The 18692-nt window shown below is 37.0% G+C and carries 20 protein-coding genes; 2 read left to right on the top strand and 18 right to left on the bottom strand.

From position 1 onward, the window contains the following. Nucleotides 1-58: 58 nt before the first annotated feature. From panC to dapB, 7 genes are read right to left on the bottom strand one after another with little or no spacing between them, the layout of a single operon-like run. Nucleotides 59-889 carry a pantoate--beta-alanine ligase gene (panC, locus tag MHB75_RS02935; RefSeq protein ID WP_340995853.1) on the bottom strand — a complete coding sequence of 277 codons (831 nt, stop codon included), beginning with the start codon at nt 887-889 and terminating at the stop codon, nt 59-61. Continuing rightward, entirely contained in the window at nt 886-1725 is an 840-nt protein-coding gene (gene panB, locus MHB75_RS02930) for a 3-methyl-2-oxobutanoate hydroxymethyltransferase (RefSeq protein ID WP_340995851.1), read from the bottom strand. The genes panC and panB overlap by 4 nt, the downstream gene beginning before the upstream one ends. Before the next feature lie 44 nt (nt 1726-1769). Next, complete coding sequence (locus MHB75_RS02925) at nt 1770-2756, bottom strand: biotin--[acetyl-CoA-carboxylase] ligase (protein WP_340995850.1); 987 nt, start codon at nt 2754-2756, stop codon at nt 1770-1772. Further along, nucleotides 2740-3909, bottom strand: coding sequence for a CCA tRNA nucleotidyltransferase (locus MHB75_RS02920; protein ID WP_340995849.1), 1170 nt, complete (start codon nt 3907-3909; stop codon nt 2740-2742). Before MHB75_RS02920 ends, MHB75_RS02925 begins: the two co-directional genes overlap by 17 nt. Beyond that, a complete protein-coding gene (gene bshA / locus MHB75_RS02915; protein WP_340995847.1) occupies nt 3909-5048 on the bottom strand; it encodes an N-acetyl-alpha-D-glucosaminyl L-malate synthase BshA in 1140 nt (379 codons plus the stop codon). The genes MHB75_RS02920 and bshA overlap by 1 nt, the downstream gene beginning before the upstream one ends. Before the next feature lie 19 nt (nt 5049-5067). After that, the gene (gene mgsA, locus MHB75_RS02910; protein ID WP_340995845.1) at nt 5068-5475 is read right to left on the bottom strand and encodes a methylglyoxal synthase; all 408 of its coding nucleotides are present in this window, start codon (nt 5473-5475) and stop codon (nt 5068-5070) included. Nucleotides 5476-5487: 12 nt separating this feature from the next. Continuing rightward, nucleotides 5488-6282, bottom strand: coding sequence for a 4-hydroxy-tetrahydrodipicolinate reductase (gene dapB / locus MHB75_RS02905; protein WP_340995844.1), 795 nt, complete (start codon nt 6280-6282; stop codon nt 5488-5490). A gap of 209 nt (nt 6283-6491) precedes the next feature. Between dapB and MHB75_RS02900 the strand changes: the two genes are divergently transcribed. After that, nucleotides 6492-7361: a YitT family protein gene (locus MHB75_RS02900; RefSeq protein WP_340995843.1), complete on the top strand. Its 870-nt coding sequence runs from the start codon at nt 6492-6494 to the stop codon at nt 7359-7361. 63 nt (nt 7362-7424) lie between these two features. On the opposite strand, the gene MHB75_RS02895 is transcribed toward MHB75_RS02900, so the two are convergent. Continuing rightward, nucleotides 7425-7784, bottom strand: coding sequence for a winged helix-turn-helix transcriptional regulator (locus tag MHB75_RS02895; protein ID WP_340995842.1), 360 nt, complete (start codon nt 7782-7784; stop codon nt 7425-7427). Between the two features lie 135 nt (nt 7785-7919). On the opposite strand from MHB75_RS02895, the gene MHB75_RS02890 reads away from it, so the two are divergent. Next, a complete protein-coding gene (locus MHB75_RS02890; RefSeq protein ID WP_340995841.1) occupies nt 7920-8549 on the top strand; it encodes a nitroreductase family protein in 630 nt (209 codons plus the stop codon). A 165-nt stretch (nt 8550-8714) separates the two neighbouring features. Here the strand turns inward: MHB75_RS02890 and MHB75_RS02885 are convergent, their stop codons facing one another. From MHB75_RS02885 to hisC, 10 genes are all read right to left on the bottom strand, one after another. Continuing rightward, on the bottom strand, nt 8715-9422 hold the full coding sequence (locus MHB75_RS02885) for a C40 family peptidase (protein ID WP_082701448.1): 708 nt from the start codon (nt 9420-9422) through the stop codon (nt 8715-8717). 327 nt (nt 9423-9749) lie between these two features. Further along, the gene (locus MHB75_RS02880) at nt 9750-10430 is read right to left on the bottom strand and encodes a zinc metallopeptidase (RefSeq protein ID WP_087680177.1); all 681 of its coding nucleotides are present in this window, start codon (nt 10428-10430) and stop codon (nt 9750-9752) included. 50 nt (nt 10431-10480) lie between these two features. Beyond that, the gene (locus tag MHB75_RS02875; RefSeq protein WP_141272596.1) at nt 10481-11086 is read right to left on the bottom strand and encodes a DUF1405 domain-containing protein; all 606 of its coding nucleotides are present in this window, start codon (nt 11084-11086) and stop codon (nt 10481-10483) included. Between the two features lie 177 nt (nt 11087-11263). Further along, on the bottom strand, nt 11264-12832 hold the full coding sequence (locus MHB75_RS02870) for an IS1182 family transposase (protein ID WP_340995839.1): 1569 nt from the start codon (nt 12830-12832) through the stop codon (nt 11264-11266). An 80-nt stretch (nt 12833-12912) separates the two neighbouring features. Then, a complete protein-coding gene (locus tag MHB75_RS02865; RefSeq protein ID WP_340995838.1) occupies nt 12913-13074 on the bottom strand; it encodes a hypothetical protein in 162 nt (53 codons plus the stop codon). Nucleotides 13075-13129: 55 nt separating this feature from the next. Next, on the bottom strand, nt 13130-13669 hold the full coding sequence (locus MHB75_RS02860; RefSeq protein WP_340995836.1) for a ReoY family proteolytic degradation factor: 540 nt from the start codon (nt 13667-13669) through the stop codon (nt 13130-13132). Nucleotides 13670-13726: 57 nt separating this feature from the next. Further along, nucleotides 13727-14983: a tetratricopeptide repeat protein gene (locus MHB75_RS02855; RefSeq protein ID WP_340995834.1), complete on the bottom strand. Its 1257-nt coding sequence runs from the start codon at nt 14981-14983 to the stop codon at nt 13727-13729. A 192-nt stretch (nt 14984-15175) separates the two neighbouring features. Beyond that, nucleotides 15176-16462 carry a 3-phosphoshikimate 1-carboxyvinyltransferase gene (gene aroA / locus MHB75_RS02850; protein WP_445666991.1) on the bottom strand — a complete coding sequence of 429 codons (1287 nt, stop codon included), beginning with the start codon at nt 16460-16462 and terminating at the stop codon, nt 15176-15178. A gap of 13 nt (nt 16463-16475) precedes the next feature. Beyond that, nucleotides 16476-17576 carry a prephenate dehydrogenase gene (locus MHB75_RS02845; protein ID WP_340995831.1) on the bottom strand — a complete coding sequence of 367 codons (1101 nt, stop codon included), beginning with the start codon at nt 17574-17576 and terminating at the stop codon, nt 16476-16478. Further along, nucleotides 17573-18673, bottom strand: a complete 1101-nt coding sequence (gene hisC, locus MHB75_RS02840; RefSeq protein ID WP_340995830.1) for a histidinol-phosphate transaminase — start codon at nt 18671-18673, stop codon at nt 17573-17575. The genes MHB75_RS02845 and hisC overlap by 4 nt, the downstream gene beginning before the upstream one ends. Between the last annotated feature and the right edge of the window lie 19 nt (nt 18674-18692).

The following is an 18692-nucleotide window of genomic DNA, read 5'->3' as shown; positions in this document are numbered from 1 at the left end:
GCGAACTTCATAGAAAAAGGCTCTCACATTCATTTGCGAGAACCCTTTGTCTATTCTATTAATCAAATAATTCATTATCAATCAAACGGACATTTGAAAAGCGAATCGCTGCCATTAAAATTTTTCGTTCATCGTCTTTAGGAGCTCGTTGCAAATCTGGGTAGGCAAGATATTCGAGATACTCTACTTTTGCAGAAGTTTCTTCGATTTTTTTACGTGCTTGCTCCAAGACAATCGCTGCTTCTTCACCGTCTTGTAAGCGTGCCTTTGCAAGCGTTAGTGCTTGCGATAAGACAACCGCTTCTTGACGTTCTTCTGACGTTAAAAAGACATTACGTGAGCTTTTAGCTAACCCATCTTTTTCACGCACAATCGGAACAGGCACAATTTCAAGCGGAAAGTAATAATCACGTACAAGCGTTTCAATCAATGCGAGTTGTTGTGCATCTTTTTGACCAAAATAGGCACGTGTCGGTTGAACGAGCATGAATAATTTTGAAACAATTTGTAGAACACCATTAAAGTGATTTTGTCGACTTGCACCACATAAAATATGCGAAGCAGGACCTGCATCATATGTAATGCCGCCATGACTTCCATATATTTCTTCAACGGAAGGCGCAAAGATAAAATCTACTTGTAAATCTTCACATTTTTTAGCATCCCCGTCTAAGTCACGTGGATAGCGATCGAAATCTTCATTTGGACCAAATTGTGTAGGGTTTACAAAAATACTTACGACTACAACATCATTTTCTTGTCGCGCTTGTTGAATCAACGTAGCATGCCCTTCATGCAAAGCCCCCATCGTTGGTACTAATCCAATGGAATGAATTGCAAAAGGTTGAAGTTCTTCTTTTAGTTCTGCTACGGTTTCAATAATTTTCATCCTTTTTTGCCTCCATATAATGAAATCGATTGGTGTTCTTTCAAATGAAAACTTTGCTCATCACTTGGAAAAACACCTGTTTTTACTGCTTTTTTATATTTGGCAATACCTAGCTCAATTTCAGCACCGACATCTGCAAATTGTTGTACAAATTTAGGAATATGATGGTGCCCATAATGTAGTGCATCATGGAATACGAGCACTTGACCATCCGCTTCATTTCCTGCACCGATTCCAATCGTCAGTACATGTAGCTGCTGATTAATTTCAAACATCATTTGCTTCGGAATACATTCAAACACAATCGCACAGACACCTATTTCTTCAAGCGCTTTTGCATCACGCAAAATTTTTTCTGCATCTTCTTGTGTTTTCCCCTGTACTTTATAACCGCCCAATACAGCTGCTTGTTGCGGTTGTAGCCCTAAATGTCCTACAACTGGAATGCCTGCTTCAATCATTAACTGAATCGTTGGCAGTAGATTCCCTGCACCCTCGACTTTTAAAGCGTTCGCACCTGTTTCTTGGAAAACACGTACAGCTACTTTCAACGCTTCATAAGAATCGCCATGATAGCTACCAAATGGTAAATCAACAACCATAAATGTATCTTTAGCACCTCGGCGAACTGCTTTACCATGATGAATCATCTCTTCGACTGTCACTTGAACAGTCGAGTCATATCCTAAAACAACCATTCCTAAAGAATCACCTACTAAAATCATATCGACTTCCTGTTCTTCTGCCAATTTAGCCGATGGATAGTCATAGGCTGTAATCATCACAATCTTGTCCTGTTTTTCTTTCATTTTTGGAAAATCTGCAACACTTTTCATTGTTACCCTCCTAAATGTGTTGAACGATGACACTGTAACTTACATTAATCTTTTTTTAATTCAATATCAGCTGAATACACACTTTTCGTTTCACCGTCTGGTAATTGTACTTTTAATACACCATCATTCGTAATCGCAACAGCCTTACCATAGAAGACTTCTGTCAATGTTGTTACTTTAATCGTTTGACCAATGGTGCAAGAATAACTTTCCCATTCCTTCTTAATTGAAGGGAAACCTTCTTTAATGTATTGATTCGAATAATGCTCTAAATAATATAAAATACGTGCAATTAATACAGCACGGTCGACTTCTCGTCCTGTTTGTAATTTTAAAGAAGTCGCAATACCATGAATTTCTTCCGGGAAATCATCCATTGTGTGATTGACATTAATACCAATACCCATGATTAATGCATTTACACGGTCAGGGTCTGCCTGTAACTCCGTTAAAATCCCTGTAATTTTAAAACCATCGATTAATAAATCATTCGGCCACTTAATTTGAGGACGAATACCTGCTACATCTTCAATTCCTTTTGCGATTGCTACAGCAGCTACTAATGTAAATTGTGGTGCCTCATAAGGTGGCACATCTGGACGTAAAATGACACTCATCCAAATTCCTTTTCCTTTTTGAGATTGCCACGGCCTTTGCATACGTCCGCGACCGAGTGTTTGTTCCTCACAGATGACAACGGTTCCTGCTTTAGCGCCCTCCTGTGCCAATTGATGTGCTACTGGCTGCGTAGATGGAAGTGTTTCTTCAAAAATAATCGTTTCACCAAATGTAGTTGTTTCAAGTGCTGCTTTAATTTTTGCTGGATCAATACTGTTTGGTTGCGATGTCAAAATATAACCTTTTTTTCGAATGGTCTCAAACGTATAACCCTCTTCTTCTAATTGTTTAATATACTTCCAAATAGCTGTACGCGATAAACCGAAATCATCTGCAAGTTGTTGACCCGAAACAGGAGATGGAGTGGACTGTTGTAATTTTTTTAGAATTTTATATTTATACGAACCATTCATTTTGCAACCATTCCTTTATTGTTTGTTCATTATTTTCTAACTGACCGTTCACAACACGCTTCACAATCTCATCTAATACTTCACGTAACCATGGGCCGCCTTTTTGGTTCATCCAGGTCATGAGATGTTTTCCCGTAACAGCAATCTCCTGTACATGTTGAATCGGTAAATCTTGCTTTTCTTTTACTAATTCTGGATAACTTATAAGTTTTGTTACATTTTGCAACGCAAGAAGCTCACATGCACATTCCCAATACTTCAAATCATATTGAAAAAGCTCAAACTTAGTTGGTCGGTGCTGAAACAAAATATCGTAGCAAGCTTTCGCTTGTTTCACAAATGACTTTTCATCATTTGAACAACGATACTGTTGAAGTAAGGTAAAGTCATTCGTTAAAATGCACCAATATGTCCAGCCCCATTTTGCATCTTTTGCAGCATAGTTCTGCCATTTACTATAGGCTTCAAAAGTACCTGGAATCGCTTCACCAAGATTATATTCTTGCATATAGTACATCGCTCTTTCCGTTGCACGACTCACAAAAATTTTATCCCATTCAGCTTTCACACGTTCAATAGCAATCTCACCTAAATAATGCGACGTTTTTTGCATAGCGATAAGTGTCTCTTGTTCCAATGTAAAGCCTAATTGAGCTACAAAACGTACACCTCGAATAATGCGCAATGCATCTTCTGAAAAACGGGCATACGGTTCGCCCACTGCACGAATAATTTTCTTTTGTAAATCTTCTTGACCTTGGTATAAGTCTACTAGCTCTCCAGAACGTCTAAGTGCCATTGCATTAATCGTAAAATCACGTCTTTTTAAATCTTCTGCTAATGAACGAACGAACGTTACTTCATCTGGTCGACGACGGTCTGTATAGGTTCCTTCCGTACGAAACGTTGTTACCTCAATAGGTTCTTCAAAACCTAACACAAGAATCGTACCATGTGCAATCCCTACATCTACGGTTTTTTCAAATAATGCCTTTACTTCAAGCGGCATTGCACTCGTTGCTACATCTACATCATTCGCTGGTTTATCTAATAAATAATCCCTTACAGCACCGCCTACAATAACCGCTTCATGTCCATGCTGTTCTAATATTTCCATGACGTCATGTGCCGACTGCCATGCAGGATGTTTCATCACTTTTGAACCACCTTTTCATATAGCGCTTCGTATTGCTCAACAATTTTCTCCGAGTGAAATCGATTTTGTACACTTTGAATTGCTCGTTTTCTAAACAACTGTAATTTCTCATCATCTAATAATAAGCTAATCGCATGGTGAGCAGCTTGATCTGTATCACCTAGTTCAACAATATAGCCATTTTTTTCATGACAGATGACTTCTGGAATTCCACCAATACGTGTACCGATTCCTGGAACACCACAAGCCATTGCTTCTAATAACACTAATCCGAACGCTTCTTTTTCAGACATAAGTAGTTTTAAGTCAGCCATTGCATATAATTCTGCTAAATTCTCTTGCTTTCCTAAAAATAAAATATCCTCACCATATGGTGTTTGTTTTGCGAGTTGCATCGCCTCATGTTTTTCAGGACCATCACCAATTAATAATAATTTTGATTTTACATATTTACGTGTTTTGATGAATGTATCAATCACATCTGGCACGTGCTTCACCTTACGGAAATTCGATACATGCACCAAAACTTTTTCATCTGGCTCAATACCAAATGCTTCACGTAATTCACGCCCGTCTCGTGGATAATATTCACGTTCATCCACAAAATTATAAACCGTTTCAATGGTTTGATTCGGCTGGATTAATTCCAATGTTTGATTTTTTAAAGATGTCGATACAGCTGTCACAACATCCGATTTTTCAATACCATAACGGATTGCCGTTGTTAGTAGTGCATCGTCACCTAGAACTGTAATATCCGTTCCATGAAGTGTCGTCACAATTCCTACACGCTTCCCTGCTTGTCCCGCCATATCGCGTCCAAGAACTGCACAAACAGCATGTGGAATCGCATAATGTACATGTAATATATCTAACTGCTCTTCACGAATAACATCTGCCATACGACTTGCTAGTGCAATATCATATGGTGGATATTGAAAAACAGAATAATTATTAACTTCTACTTCATGGAAGAAAATATTTGGATACACTTTATTTAAACGAAAAGGCATGCTTGACGTAATAAAATGAATTTCATGACCACGTTCTGCAAGCATCTTACCTAACTCCGTTGCCATAACGCCTGATCCACCTACTGTTGGATAGCATGTAATCCCGATTTTTAACTTTTTCATAATGAGCACATCACTTTCTTTATTTAGAACGTCTTTCAGCTAATAACCGAAAATCAATAAAACCATGTTCCAATCCTTTTAATAGCACTTCTGCTGTCCCCATGTTTGTCGCAAGTGGCACATGATATACATCACTTAAGCGCATCAAAGCTGAAATATCTGGTTCATGTGGCTGGGCTGTAAGTGGATCGCGGAAAAAAATAACCATATCCATATCATTATTCGCAATCATTGCGCCGATTTGTTGATCTCCGCCGAGTGGCCCCGAACGAAAACGCGTAACAGATAAAGAAGTAGCATCGATAATCCGTTGCCCTGTTGTACCTGTTGCGAATAATTCATGCCGTTCTAAAATGGGCTTATATGCGATTGCAAACTCTACCATATCTTCTTTCTTTTGATCGTGTGCAATTAATGCGATTTTCATGTCAATCTCTCCTTACAAAATATTTTCTAAACCATATACAAGATGATCTAATGTCATCACTTTTTCAACACATAACTTTACACCTGACATAAATGAAGCGCGATTATATGAATCATGACGAATTGTTAGCATTTGACCCTCGCCACCAAATAATACTTCTTGATGCGCTACAAGACCCGGTAAACGAATACTGTGGATACGCATACCATCAAAATCTGCACCACGAGCACCTGGAATCGTTTCTTTTTCATCTGGATGTCCTTGCTTATGTGAAGGACGACTCTCTTGAATCAATTGAGCCGTTTTAATTGCTGTACCCGATGGTGCATCTAATTTTTGATCATGGTGTAATTCAATAATCTCAACATCTGGCATATACTGAGCTGCCATCGCCGCAAACTTCATCATTAGTACAGCACCTACTGCGAAGTTTGGTGCAATAATAGCTCCAATTCCATGCTGTTTTGCATAATCTGTTAATTCTTGTAACTGCTCATCTGTAAAGCCCGTCGTACCGATTACAGGTCGTACACCATGTGTTAAAGCTAATTTTGTATGTTCATAAACAGCTTCTGGTGTTGTTAAATCAATTAATACATCTGGTTTTACTTCATTACATAATGTCTGTAAATCCATAAATACGGGTACATCATATGTATCTGGAAATTGTGGATATTGTTGTAGATTTTCTGCAATTTCTTTATGATCGAGCACCCCTACTAATTGAAAATCTTCTCTGCTCATAACGGTATGTACCGCTTCTTTTCCCATGCGCCCTCTTGGTCCTGCTATTGCTACTGTAATCATGTGTGTTATTCCTCCCTTATTTTGTAACCCCTGTAGTATCTTTATCTTTTTATTGTAAAAATAGTTAAAATACATGATAATGTAAGTCTATCCATCCATTTATTGTTTGAATTGATTTCATCTCTATTACACATTATACAATATGCGAAATAAATAGTAAGATAGAAAACTTCATTTTCGCGTATTTCATTCGATTGGAGGTCTTTTTTTTGGGTTTAGTTAAAGTAAAAAATACGCTGTTTATTTTACTTGGTGCAGCAATCTTTAGTTTTGGTCTTGTAAATTTCACATTAGAAAACAAGCTAGGTGAAGGTGGTTTTACAGGGATTACATTGATTCTTTACTTTCTATTTAAATGGGACCCTGCACTCATGAACTTAGTATTGAACATCCCCATGTTCTTTATTGGTTGGAAAATTCTTGGTAAGCGTGCATTCGCCTATACGATTATTGGTACAGTCAGTGTATCTTTCTTCATTAAAGTATTCCAAATTGTCAATGTTCATATTCCATTAAACGATGATTTATTACTTGTTTCTTTATTTGCAGGTGTATTTTTAGGTGGAGGTCTTGGCATTATCTTCCGCTTCGGAGGTACAACAGGTGGTTCTGATATCATCGCACGTCTTGCGGATAAATATTTTGGTTGGCCAATGGGTAAGACGATGTTCTTACTTGATGCGCTCGTTATTGCGATTTCTGCATTAACATTCTTAGACATTCGTACAACCATGTACACATTAGTAGCTGTTTTCATTGCAGCACGCGTGATTGACTTTGTACAAGAAGGGATGTATGCAGCACGCGGTGCGCTTATTATCTCAGACCATTATGAAGAAGTAGCTTCAAAAATCACAACACAGATGGAACGTGGTGTAACATATTTAGAAGGTGAAGGTTTTTATACGAAAGAGCAACGTAAAATTGTTTATTGTGTCGTATCTAAAAATGAATTATTCAAATTAAAAAGTCTCGTCAATTCGGTCGATCCATATGCATTCGTATCTATATCCGAAGTGCATGAAGTGTCTGGAATGGGCTTCACATTAGACGACGAACGCAATCCACTCCATCATTAAAAACAAAAAGAGAACTCTTGCTACTATAGCGAAGTTCTCTTTTTTTGTGTGTAATGAATGAGACTATATATTAGGTGATGTCGGTTCTTTACACTGATTTGTTGTTTGGCATGTATGAACCCACTTCTGAATCGAGTGAATCACTTCTTTAAAAGCTTGACCATTTTCGGTTAAACAGTATTTTGTTTTTTTAACAGAATCATTAATATATTCTTTTTCAATCATATCGGCATCGACTAATTCGTTTAAACGCTGTGTTAATAAACGATCCGAAATGCCTTCGATTCGCGCATGAATTTCATTGTAGCGTAATGGACCATCAACTAAACTATATAAAATTGCCCCAATCCATTTCTTACCGATAAATTCAATTGCTTGATGATAATTTTGACAAACTTGCTCTGAATAGATAGGCTGTGTCATGTCGAATCGCTCCTTTACATTTATTATTGTACCACAAATGAAATAATGATTGACATAAAAACTAACTTAAAGTAAGATGTTTTATATACCTACTAACTTACTTTAAGTTAGTTAAATATAGGAGGAATTTTTATCATGTCAACAACAACAAAATCAGCTGTAATTGAAAATATGTATGCACGTAAATCGATTCGTAAATACGATACTGAATATAAATTAACAAAAGAAGAAATTTCAGATTTATTAACAGATGCAATGACTGCACCTTCTTCTTCAAACCAACAACCTTGGCGCTTCATCGTTATTACAGATGAAGAAAAGAAAAAAGAATTACGTACGATGGCATTCAATCAAGAACAAGTTGAAACAGCTCCAGCTATTATCGCGGTTTTAGGTGATACTGACTTCCATAAAAATGCACGTAAAATTCACCAGCTAAGTGTAGATGCTGGCGTTATGGATCCAGAAGTGGCTGAAAAACTAACAGAAAATGCTGAAACACTTTACAGCGGTATTCCTGTAGCTACGCGTCATTCAGTAGCTATGTACGATGCTGGATTAGTGTCAATGCAACTTTTATTAGCTGCAAAAGATCGTGGACTAGATACAGTTGTAATGGGTGGATTCAATAAAGATGAATTTGCAAAATCATATAACTTACCAGAAAATGAATTCCCAATCGTTCTAATCGCAATTGGTAAAGGAACAGGCCCAGCACGTGGTACTTCTCGTTTATCTGTTGAAGATGTAGTGCGCTTCGTATAATCATTAAATTAAGAGACTGTAGTGCTATTTTAGACACTACAATCTTTTTATATACCATACAAAAAGACTTGATTCACATGAAAGCGAATCAAGCCTTTTTTATTGAAACTCCTTACTTATATGAAAATAGTTTCTCACATATGTAATTCATCTATTTAATTTAAATTAACGTGTTGTACCATAGCTTACTACACGTTGATTCCAGTAACCGCTTAATGATTGGAATTTCACACTATTACCAGCTGCGTGTAATACTTGATTGTTACCTGCGTAAATTCCTACATGTGATATATATGAACCACCTGGAGTTGCTGAGAAGAAGATTAAGTCTCCTACTTTTGGCGAACTTACACGTTTAACAGAAGCTTTTTGTGCTCTACTTGTACGTGGTAATGATTTCATACCTGCTTGTTTATATACATAAGATGTGAAACCAGAGCAGTCAAATCCACCTGGACGTGATCCACCCCATACATATGGTGTACCTACATATTTACGACCTGCATTAATAATCGCATTACCAGAAGCTGCAGATGCTTTTTTCACTGTTTTCTTTGCTTTTTTTGAAGAAAGATATTTACCTGACACCCAGCCTACTTTACCATTGTATTTTACTTTATACCAAGTACCTGAAACAGTTTTACGTTGGTATGCATATACTTTTTTACCTTTTGGAATAGTTAAAACACGTTTTGCTTTTGTTGTTGGACCTGTACGCATATTTAAAGCTGCTTTTGTATAGTAATTTTTAGAAACTTTTGTTGTTTTTGATGAAGCTGCAGATGCTTGTTGTTCAGTGGCTACCCCTGTAAAACCTACTGTTAAAGCCAATGCACCTGTTAAGATTGATGTCAGTAATTTATGTTTCTTCATGAATTTATGAACACTCCCATGTTTTTAATTTGATTGATTTATATGTCATTTGTTATTATGTACGAACTTTTTTAACTGAGACTAACTTTACACGAATTAGCTTACAGTCTAGCGTCAAATAAGTTACAGATATATTACAAATTATTACGAGCTTGACTTATATTTAGCAGAATCTTATTAAATCAATGGTTGAATGCTTATTATTTTCTGGCTTTTTTCTTGTAAAATAATTTCATCCTCTTATTTTTCTTCTTTTTTTTAAAAAATGACATAAAAAAACACCTCGTATATTACGTCAATGTAACAATACAAGGTGTTTTTGTGTTATTAATCTTCGCGGTTTCCCATACCTGTATAAATTAATACAAGTCGTGCAAGTTCCATGACCGCTGTTGCTGCTGCTGCAACATATGTTAATGCTGCTGCTGTTAATACTTTTTTCGCTTTTGGATATTCTTCATTGTTAATGATGCCCAATTGATCAATTTGGCGCATCGCACGCTTAGAAGCATCAAACTCAACTGGTAATGTTACTACTTGGAAAAGTACACCAATGGCTAATAAGATAATACCTACTAACATTAATGGCTTAAATGTTGCAATCATACCAATCATAATGAAAATCCATGAAGCGTTTGACGAAATATTCGCTGCTGGAACTAATTTTGAGCGCCATGTTAAGAATGAATATGCTTCCGCATCTTGAATAGCGTGACCACATTCATGGGCTGCAACTGCTGTGCCTGCAATCGATGTTTCATAAAAGTTATGCGTTGATAAACGCACTACTTTTGTAGATGGATCGTAATGATCTGACAAAAAACCATCGACTGGCTCAACTTTTACATTTCCTAATCCATTTTGGTCTAAAATTTTACGAGCAACTTCGGCACCCGTCATTCCTGATGTTGAATATTCTTGCGAATAGCGTGTATATGTTTTCTTTACTTTACGTTGTGCATACAGTGGTAATAACATTAAAACAGCAAAGTAGATAATATACATCATAATTGACAATCTGACCATCCTCCTAGTTCGTTCATAGTTTTATTTTAAGGTCAAACAAAATTTGGGGCAACTGAAAACCTCTTTTTCATTGCAAAGATTGCAATGATTAGACACACAATTGACAACCAAAATGTAAAGTATCCAATTCCTGTCATATATTGATTTAACATATGGTACCAAGGCATATACTTAAAGACATAGTCAATCACGACATCATGTAATGTCCAAATTGCTGTGATGATGATATGAACACTTTTAAAGTCATACATCGGCATATAAAGCAAACCTTGGACAGCCATTAAACCATGACTAACTACAAGCATCCAACCACCAAATCCAAGTGAACCTAACTCGTTTAAGACCATTAAATTCATGACCACAGCCCATACACCGTATTTTACAAGCGTCACAAGCGCTAACGCTTCAAATAAGCGCCAATGTTTTTTTAACAACCAACCAATAATCGCAATTGAAAAGAATAGTGTAGCTGTTGGACTATCTGGTATAAATATTAAAAAGATGGGCTTTGTTTCAGCCAACTGATCTCCGTACCAAATGTATCCATAAATAGAACCTAATAGATTAACGATTAATAACATGGTTAAAAATAATTTTGATATTAAAACCATCCATAATCTCGCCCATATGTAGCGCATGAAATCCCCACCTCTATCTCTATCCATTATATAGTAGATGTTTTCAAACGGTCTACTATCATTTCTTTTTCTGAGAAAAAGAGGCTGGGACATAAATAGCTCTCAGTCACACAAAAAAGGAGATTGCGCAGGCAATCTCCTTTTTGTGTGATTTTTTTCATCAGTGATGGGAGGGTTTTACCCTCTCATCGCATACTTTCTTAGGTTGGTCGCCATTAAGGCAAGTCCGATTTCATTTCGGACCTTCGATTTTCCGCGAAGTGAAAATCGAGTGAAACCCAAATTCGCCTTCAAAAATCCAAAAACTGGTTCCACATCGATTTTTCGTTTTCGATAAATGGCGCCTGTTTTTGCTTCTGAAAGCGTCGCTTGAATCATTTTCTTTTGTTCTTCCCAATGCGTATTGATGGCTAATCTTCGATTGTTTCCTTCACGTGCTTTTGTACAAGATGAACGGAAAGGACATCCTGAACAGTCTTCACATGTATAGATTTTAAAATGACGTGTAAATCCTGTCTTATCCGTACGTGTTGAATCATATTGGTACTTTACTAATTGTCCATTCGGGCAAGTATAACAATCGGTCGTTGCGTCATATGCCCAATTGCTTGTTTTAAAAGGATCTTTAAGATATTTTCGTTGCTGTTCTTTGCGATACATACCATATGTAATTAATGCTTTACGTTGGAGTGTTTCTACCACGTATTGATAGTTCGGTTCACTACCATAACCTGCATCGGCGACAATATGTTCAGGTAATTCAAAATAATGAGCTTGAATATCTTGTAAAAAGGGCACGAGCGTTTTTGTATCTGTCGGATTCGGATACACCTCATAAGCAAGGACATATTGATTTTCTGTTGCGATTTGAACATTGTAACCGGGTTTCAGTTGTCCATTCTTCATATAATCGTCTTTCATACGCATAAATGTCGCGTCGACATCGGTTTTTGAATAACTATTTCGTGTACCCATCTGTTGTAAATGAAGACGATATTGTCTTTTTCGGACAATCCAATCTTTCACTTGTTTTAAATATTGTTTCGGTGTTTTACGTGCTGCACGCAATTGTTTTCGTTCGGTTGAATCAGAGGAAGCTTCCAGCTTTTCTGTATAATCATCAATCACTTCTTCTAATGTCGAAGCGACTTGTTCTAGCTCTTCTTCAGATAAAGCCTCTTTTTGTTCCTTTTGAATGGCAGGCAAAATACGTTCTTCTACGAGTTGCTCGTATAAGGCATTAGACTTTTCAATCATACTAGCTTGATAGTTTTCAACCGACTTCTTCCATACAAAAGTGAACTTATTGGCATTCGCTTCAATTTTTGTGCCATCAATGAAAATCGCTTGTTGGTCAATGCATTTTTCTTCAATTAATCGACAACGGAATTGGATAAAGCATTGTTTTAGAAGTTCTTGCATCTGTGGATGAACGCGAAAACGATTAATCGTACGGTAACTTGGTTCGTAACCTTGTGCTAACCACATCATACGTACACTATCTTTTGTTAAATCTTCAATCCGACGACCTGAAAAAATAGATTGTGTATAACCACATAAAATAATTTTTAACATCATTTTAGGGTGATAAGAAGGACAACCTGTCGCTTTGTAGAAAGGAGCGAAAGCTTCTTCTGGAATACTTTCAACTAAATGATGGATCGAAAAAGCAATATCCTTTTCAGCTAGTTTCATTTCAAAATCTAATGGTAAAATCACTTGATTCATGTTATAGTTTTTATACATAAAGAGCACTTCCTTTTATTATTTTTGTGGTGAGATACTTAAATTTTAACAGGAAAGGCTCTTTTTTTGTATCCATTTTTTTATTTTGGATGGGCGTGTGGGCGTGACTTCTGCGGGAACAGCACGAGCGGAATATCCATGTTGGCGATGCATCGCCAACATGAGATGAAGCCGTGCCCGCGAAAAGCATCGCCCAAAACGAACATCCGCAGACAGACCAAAAAGAGCTTCGGCATTTTCATGTGCCGAAGCTCTCTTACTTTTAACTAGGGTTTTGTCCCAGCCTCTTTTTTCTATTTACTGTAATTGGTTCAACTGATCCGACAACTGTAAAAACCGTTCTTTATCACGATTATCAATTGCTTCATCAATTTGTTGTAATAACACTTTCTTTTGGAAATTTTTCATGGTTACATCGAGTAATTTTTCAGCAACTTCACGATCACCGTAATTCGATTGTAAATACTTTGGAATATACGGATTCTCTTCTAAAACAGCTAAGTAAGCCGGATTAGGTGGTATTTTAGGGAAGTTTAGCTGAATGTATATATCTTCTTCCGAATTCAATCTTAAATCATGAAATGACTTTTCTGCATCAGCCGTCATTAAATTTCCTTTATAAAAACGGAATGGGATTCCAGATGAATCGATTGTCGACATGACCATTGCTCTTGGACAAAAATGCGCTTCTTCTACGAAATGAATTCTTTCTAATAAATCATCGTGCCCTACAATATAATTAAGAATCCAAACACATTCTCTTCGTTTCATATCGTAACGCTTTAAGAACCATTTAATAAATACCTTTTTCTCTACATTTGTCACAGATGCCTTCATAAATACCCCTCCTTTAGTAAGTAATTCTTTCCAATCACTTGCTGAACCGGGTGTAACTTAAGCGTCAAAGCTTGCTTGTAAATCAATCCATTGCGGTTCTTCAGGTTGTAAGTCACGTAAAAGTGCTACAATCTGTAAGGCTTCTTGTCTTTTCCCATCCTCGATTAAGAAATAAACATATTTCTCTAAGAAGTCCACATCTTCTTTATAATCTTCGAATGCCTGACGGTAATGTGTGTAAGCTTCTTCATACATTTCTAAACGATCATAGGCAAGCGCCGCAAAAATTGAAAGTGCTGTCCATTCAAAGTCGTCTTTCGATAGACCTTCAATGAGTTCAACAACTTCTTCATCGCGCTCTTCCGATGATAAGATTGATACGAGTGTATGCACTGCTTCCATATATTCTGGGTCAAGTGCAATAGCTTGACGAAGAAATGCTTCTGCTTCCTCTGGCAATTTATTTTTGATTGCCATTTTACCAGCAAACAAGAATAATTCCTTGTCATACTCATCTCGTTTAATACCCTCTTTAATTACTTCTAAAGCTTTGACATTGTCTTCCATCATGGCATAACTTTGCGCCAATAATAGATAACCGGCAAAGTAATCTGGATCAAGCGCACGTAAATCTTCACCATAGCGTGCTGCCGCTTCGTACATCTCTAATTGAAAAGCACTATACGCTGCACCAAATAATAAATCAGGCGATGTACTCTCTTTTAATGCCTCTAAATAATAATAGTAGGCATCTTCAAAAGCTGCACCCGTACGATGAACTTCTGCAATACGTTCAACTAGACGAACACCTGCAATTTCTTTTTGATTTTTATATAAATTCTCATATAAACGAGCTGCTTCACTTAGACGTCCCATCTCCATTAATAACTCTGCCTTTGCAAACTGAAGAAGTGGTTCATCTGGTAATAACTCAAGCGCTTCATTCATATGTTTTTCCGCTACTTCATATAAACCTTGCATTTGATAATAATCAGCAAGCGCCAATAATACTTGTGGATATTCTTCTGCATCTTGTGGAATTGATAAGAATAAGTCCAATGCTTCATCTTCTTGATTGGTTTCCATCAATAATGAGGCACGGTCAACCTTAATTTGATTTTCTTCTGGGAATAAAAATTGTAAATGCTCTAACACACTCGTTGCTTCATGAATAAAACCTAAATTCATCAAGTAACCAGCAACTTCATATTGCATATCTGGATCGACATGTAACTTGAATTCTTCCATTAGTGCATGAATTTGATTAAGGTCACCTTGCTCCATTGCTTCAACCATTTGTTGTTGGATTGTCATCTGTCATCCACCTATTTCTAAATTATTTTCATCTTTATGCTACATGAGGAAAGTAGGATATACAAGGAAAAACGCTTGAAATATCGAAGAAAATTACAGGTAAAATATGACTGATTACCTTCTTATTTCTCTGTTTAAAATAAAAACAAACTACCCTGATAAAAACCGCATCATGATAGCTTGTTTTATGAACTATTTCATTAGACTGTCTAAATCTTCAAAGAATGTTGGATAAGATACCGCAATACAATCTGCATCATCTAATGTTACAGCACCATCTGTAATAAGTGCTGCAATGGCATTCATCATACCCATACGGTGATCGCCATATGTCTTTAATGCTGCACCATGAAGCTGTGTAGGACCTTCAATAATCATACCGTCTTCTGTTGCTGTAATATTCGCACCTAATTTTGATAATTCCGCAACAACTGCATCTAAACGATTCGTTTCTTTCACTTTTAATTCTTCTGCATCACGAATAATCGTTGTTCCTTCAGCCTGTGTCGCAAGTAAAGCAATAATTGGAATTTCATCAATTAGTCGCGGAATTAAATCTCCACCAATAGTTGTACCTGTGAGCTGTGATGTACGAATAATGACACGACCTGCTGGCTCAGCATGCTCATGGTCATAAGATTGAATTTCTAGATTTGCACCCATTGCTTCTAACACTTCAACGATACCTGTACGTGTCTTATTAAGACCTACATTTTCAAGAGTAATTTCACTACCTTTTGTAATAGCACCTGCTACAAGGAAAAAGGCAGCTGAAGAAATATCACCTGGAACAGCGACATGACTCGCTGTTAACTTTTGTCCACCTGCTAACGAAATCACACCATCTGTTGTATCAATATTTACACCAAATTGACGTAGCATTAATTCCGTATGATCACGTGTTGCTTCTTTTTCGCGAACAATTGTTGTACCTTCTGCATTTAGACCTGCTAATAACACTGCAGATTTAACTTGCGCACTCGCTACAGGCAATGTGTAATCAATCGCTTGTAATATCGTACCTTTCACTGCGATTGGTGTAAATTGTCCATCTTCTCGCCCTGTAATATGTGCACCCATTTCGCGTAAAGGATTAATGACACGCTTCATTGGACGTTTGGCAATCGATTCATCACCAGATAATACTGCGTGTACGTGTGAACCAGCTAGTAAACCAAGTAATAGACGTGTCGTTGTGCCAGAGTTTCCCATGTACAAAATATCCATCGGCTCTTGAAATGCGTCCATACCTTCACTTTCAATCGTCACATCTGTACCTTGTTGTTCGATTTTAACACCCATTTGTTTGAAGGCTTCAATTGTACGAAGACAATCTTCCCCCGGTAAAAAGCCTGTAACTGTTGTCTTACCTTTTGCCATACTTCCGAACATGATGGAACGGTGTGAAATGGATTTATCGCCTGGAACCGTAATCGTTCCTTTTAATGATTGATTTTGTAATTGAACGATTTTTTGCATCGTCATCTCTCCTTTACGAAATATAAAATTCATATGGACTACGTGTACGAATGCATTCTGCTGCTCGCTTACGATCTCCACTTGATTGGAAACTTACAACTAAAATACCGAAAACGTCTTCCCTTGTTTCGACAATTCGAATATTTGTAATACTAATTTTTTCTTCTGCAAAATAACCTGTAATTTCAGCGATACTACCAGGATAATCTGGTACATCAATATATAAATCATATGTTGTAAATAAGGCACCTGATGTATCAGGTAATGCATCACGAAATTGTTTTGCTTCTTCAAAAAATTGATAAATGTCTTGTTCGGTACCTTCTTCTAAAATCGATTGCACACGTGACATCTCTTGTTGCCATTTTTCTAATTGGTCTTGTATTTGTACGCGATTTTGCACCGTAATATCTTGCCACATCGTTGGATTAGAACTAGCGATTCGTGTGATATCTCTAAATCCACCTGCAGCAAGCCTTTTTGTAAAAGGATGCTCTGCATTTTCATTTGCTAGTTGATGTACAAGTGACGCTGCTACAACATGCGGGAAATGACTAACAACCGATGTCATATGATCATGTTCTTCAGCAGGAACAACCATTAGTTTGGCATTTGTTAGTTTTAAAATTCCTTCTAAAGCTTTCACTTGTTCTTCCTTTGTACTTCCCAAAGGTGTCAACATATAATATGCATTTTCAAATAAAATTGGTTTAGCTGCTAGAACACCACTTTTATGTGAACCTGCCATTGGATGCCCACCAATGAATGTAATACCTTTTTCAGCTAAATGTTGCGCTTCTTCCATGATAATAGCTTTTGTACTTCCTGTATCTGTCACAATGGTATGTGATGGTACAGTCCATGTTTGAAGTTCTTTCATCCATTGAAGTGTCGCATTCACAGGTGTCGCAAAAATGACAAAGTCGGCTTCTTTTACGGCTTCTTTCGGATGTGTTGCTGCTTTATGAATAACCCCCAATACTTTCGCACTTTGAAGTGTATCGGCATTTGCATCATAACCGATAATTTCATGTTCTGGAGAGCGTTGTAAAGCAAGCGCAAGCGAACCGCCAATTAAACCTAAACCTACGATGAGAATTCGCTTTTTATTCAAGCAAATACCTCATGTTTTTGTAACACTTCTTCTAGCTGTGCGAGTAAGCCTTCATTTTGTTCTTTTGTGCCAATTGTCACACGAATATAGTTTGGAACACCAAGTGGATTACCGCTACGAATAATATAGCCTCGTGACATTAACTCTTGGAATACAACATCACTATCCATCTTCACTTCAAATAAGATGAAATTCGTATCTGTTGGGTAGTAATCTAATTGGTGTTTTTCACAAAAAGCGATATATTGTTTTTTACCATCTTCATTTATTTCACGACATAACTCAATATATGCTTGGTCCGCAATTGCTACCGGAACAATCGCCTGACTTAATACTGTATTGTTAAATGGGCCACGTACAGGGTCAAGTCGTGCAATCAATTCTTTATTGGCAATCCCGTAACCTACACGGAAAGCTGCTAAACCATATGCTTTTGAGAACGTACGCATAATGATTAAGTTGTCGTATTGCTTTAATAGTGGTAATGAATCTGTACAATTTGGATTTGTTACATATTCAAAGTAAGCTTCATCTAAAACGACAAGTACATTTTTCGGTACTTTTTTCAGGAATGCTTGTAGTGGTTCATCTTCAATAACCACACCTGTTGGATTATTCGGACTACATACCCATACAACTGCTGTATTTTCGTCAATTGCATCAAGCATCGCATCTAAATCATGTGTACGATTCTTTAATGGAATTTCACGAATTTCCGCACCTTCAATCCGTGCATTTAATTTATATTGTGAGAATGTTGGTGTTGCCATAACTGTATTTACACCTGGTTGAAGTAACGCGCGTGTCACGATACTAATCAGTTCATCTGAGCCGTTACCAAAAATTAATTCGTCACCGTTCACACCTAAATGTTTTGCAACTGCTTCACGCATCTCTGTACCATAACCGTCTGGATATAATGCAAAGTTATGCACCGCATTCTCTAAATAAGCCGTTACTTTTGGTGAGCATCCTAATGGATTTTCATTCGATGCTAATTTTACAATCTCCGATAACCCGAATTCTTTCTTCACTGCTTCAATTGATTTTCCAGGTTGGTATGCTTTCAACCCTTTTACTGATTCTTTCCACTTCATCGTTAAGTCGCCTCTTTCT

Origin of the sequence: Kurthia sp. FSL E2-0154 (assembly GCF_038003625.1) — a bacterium.
In the GTDB taxonomy this organism is placed as follows: Bacteria; Bacillota; Bacilli; order Bacillales_A; family Planococcaceae; genus Kurthia; species Kurthia gibsonii.
The sequence above is the reverse complement of the archived record's forward strand: the minus strand, read 5'-3'. Positions and strand labels throughout refer to the sequence as shown.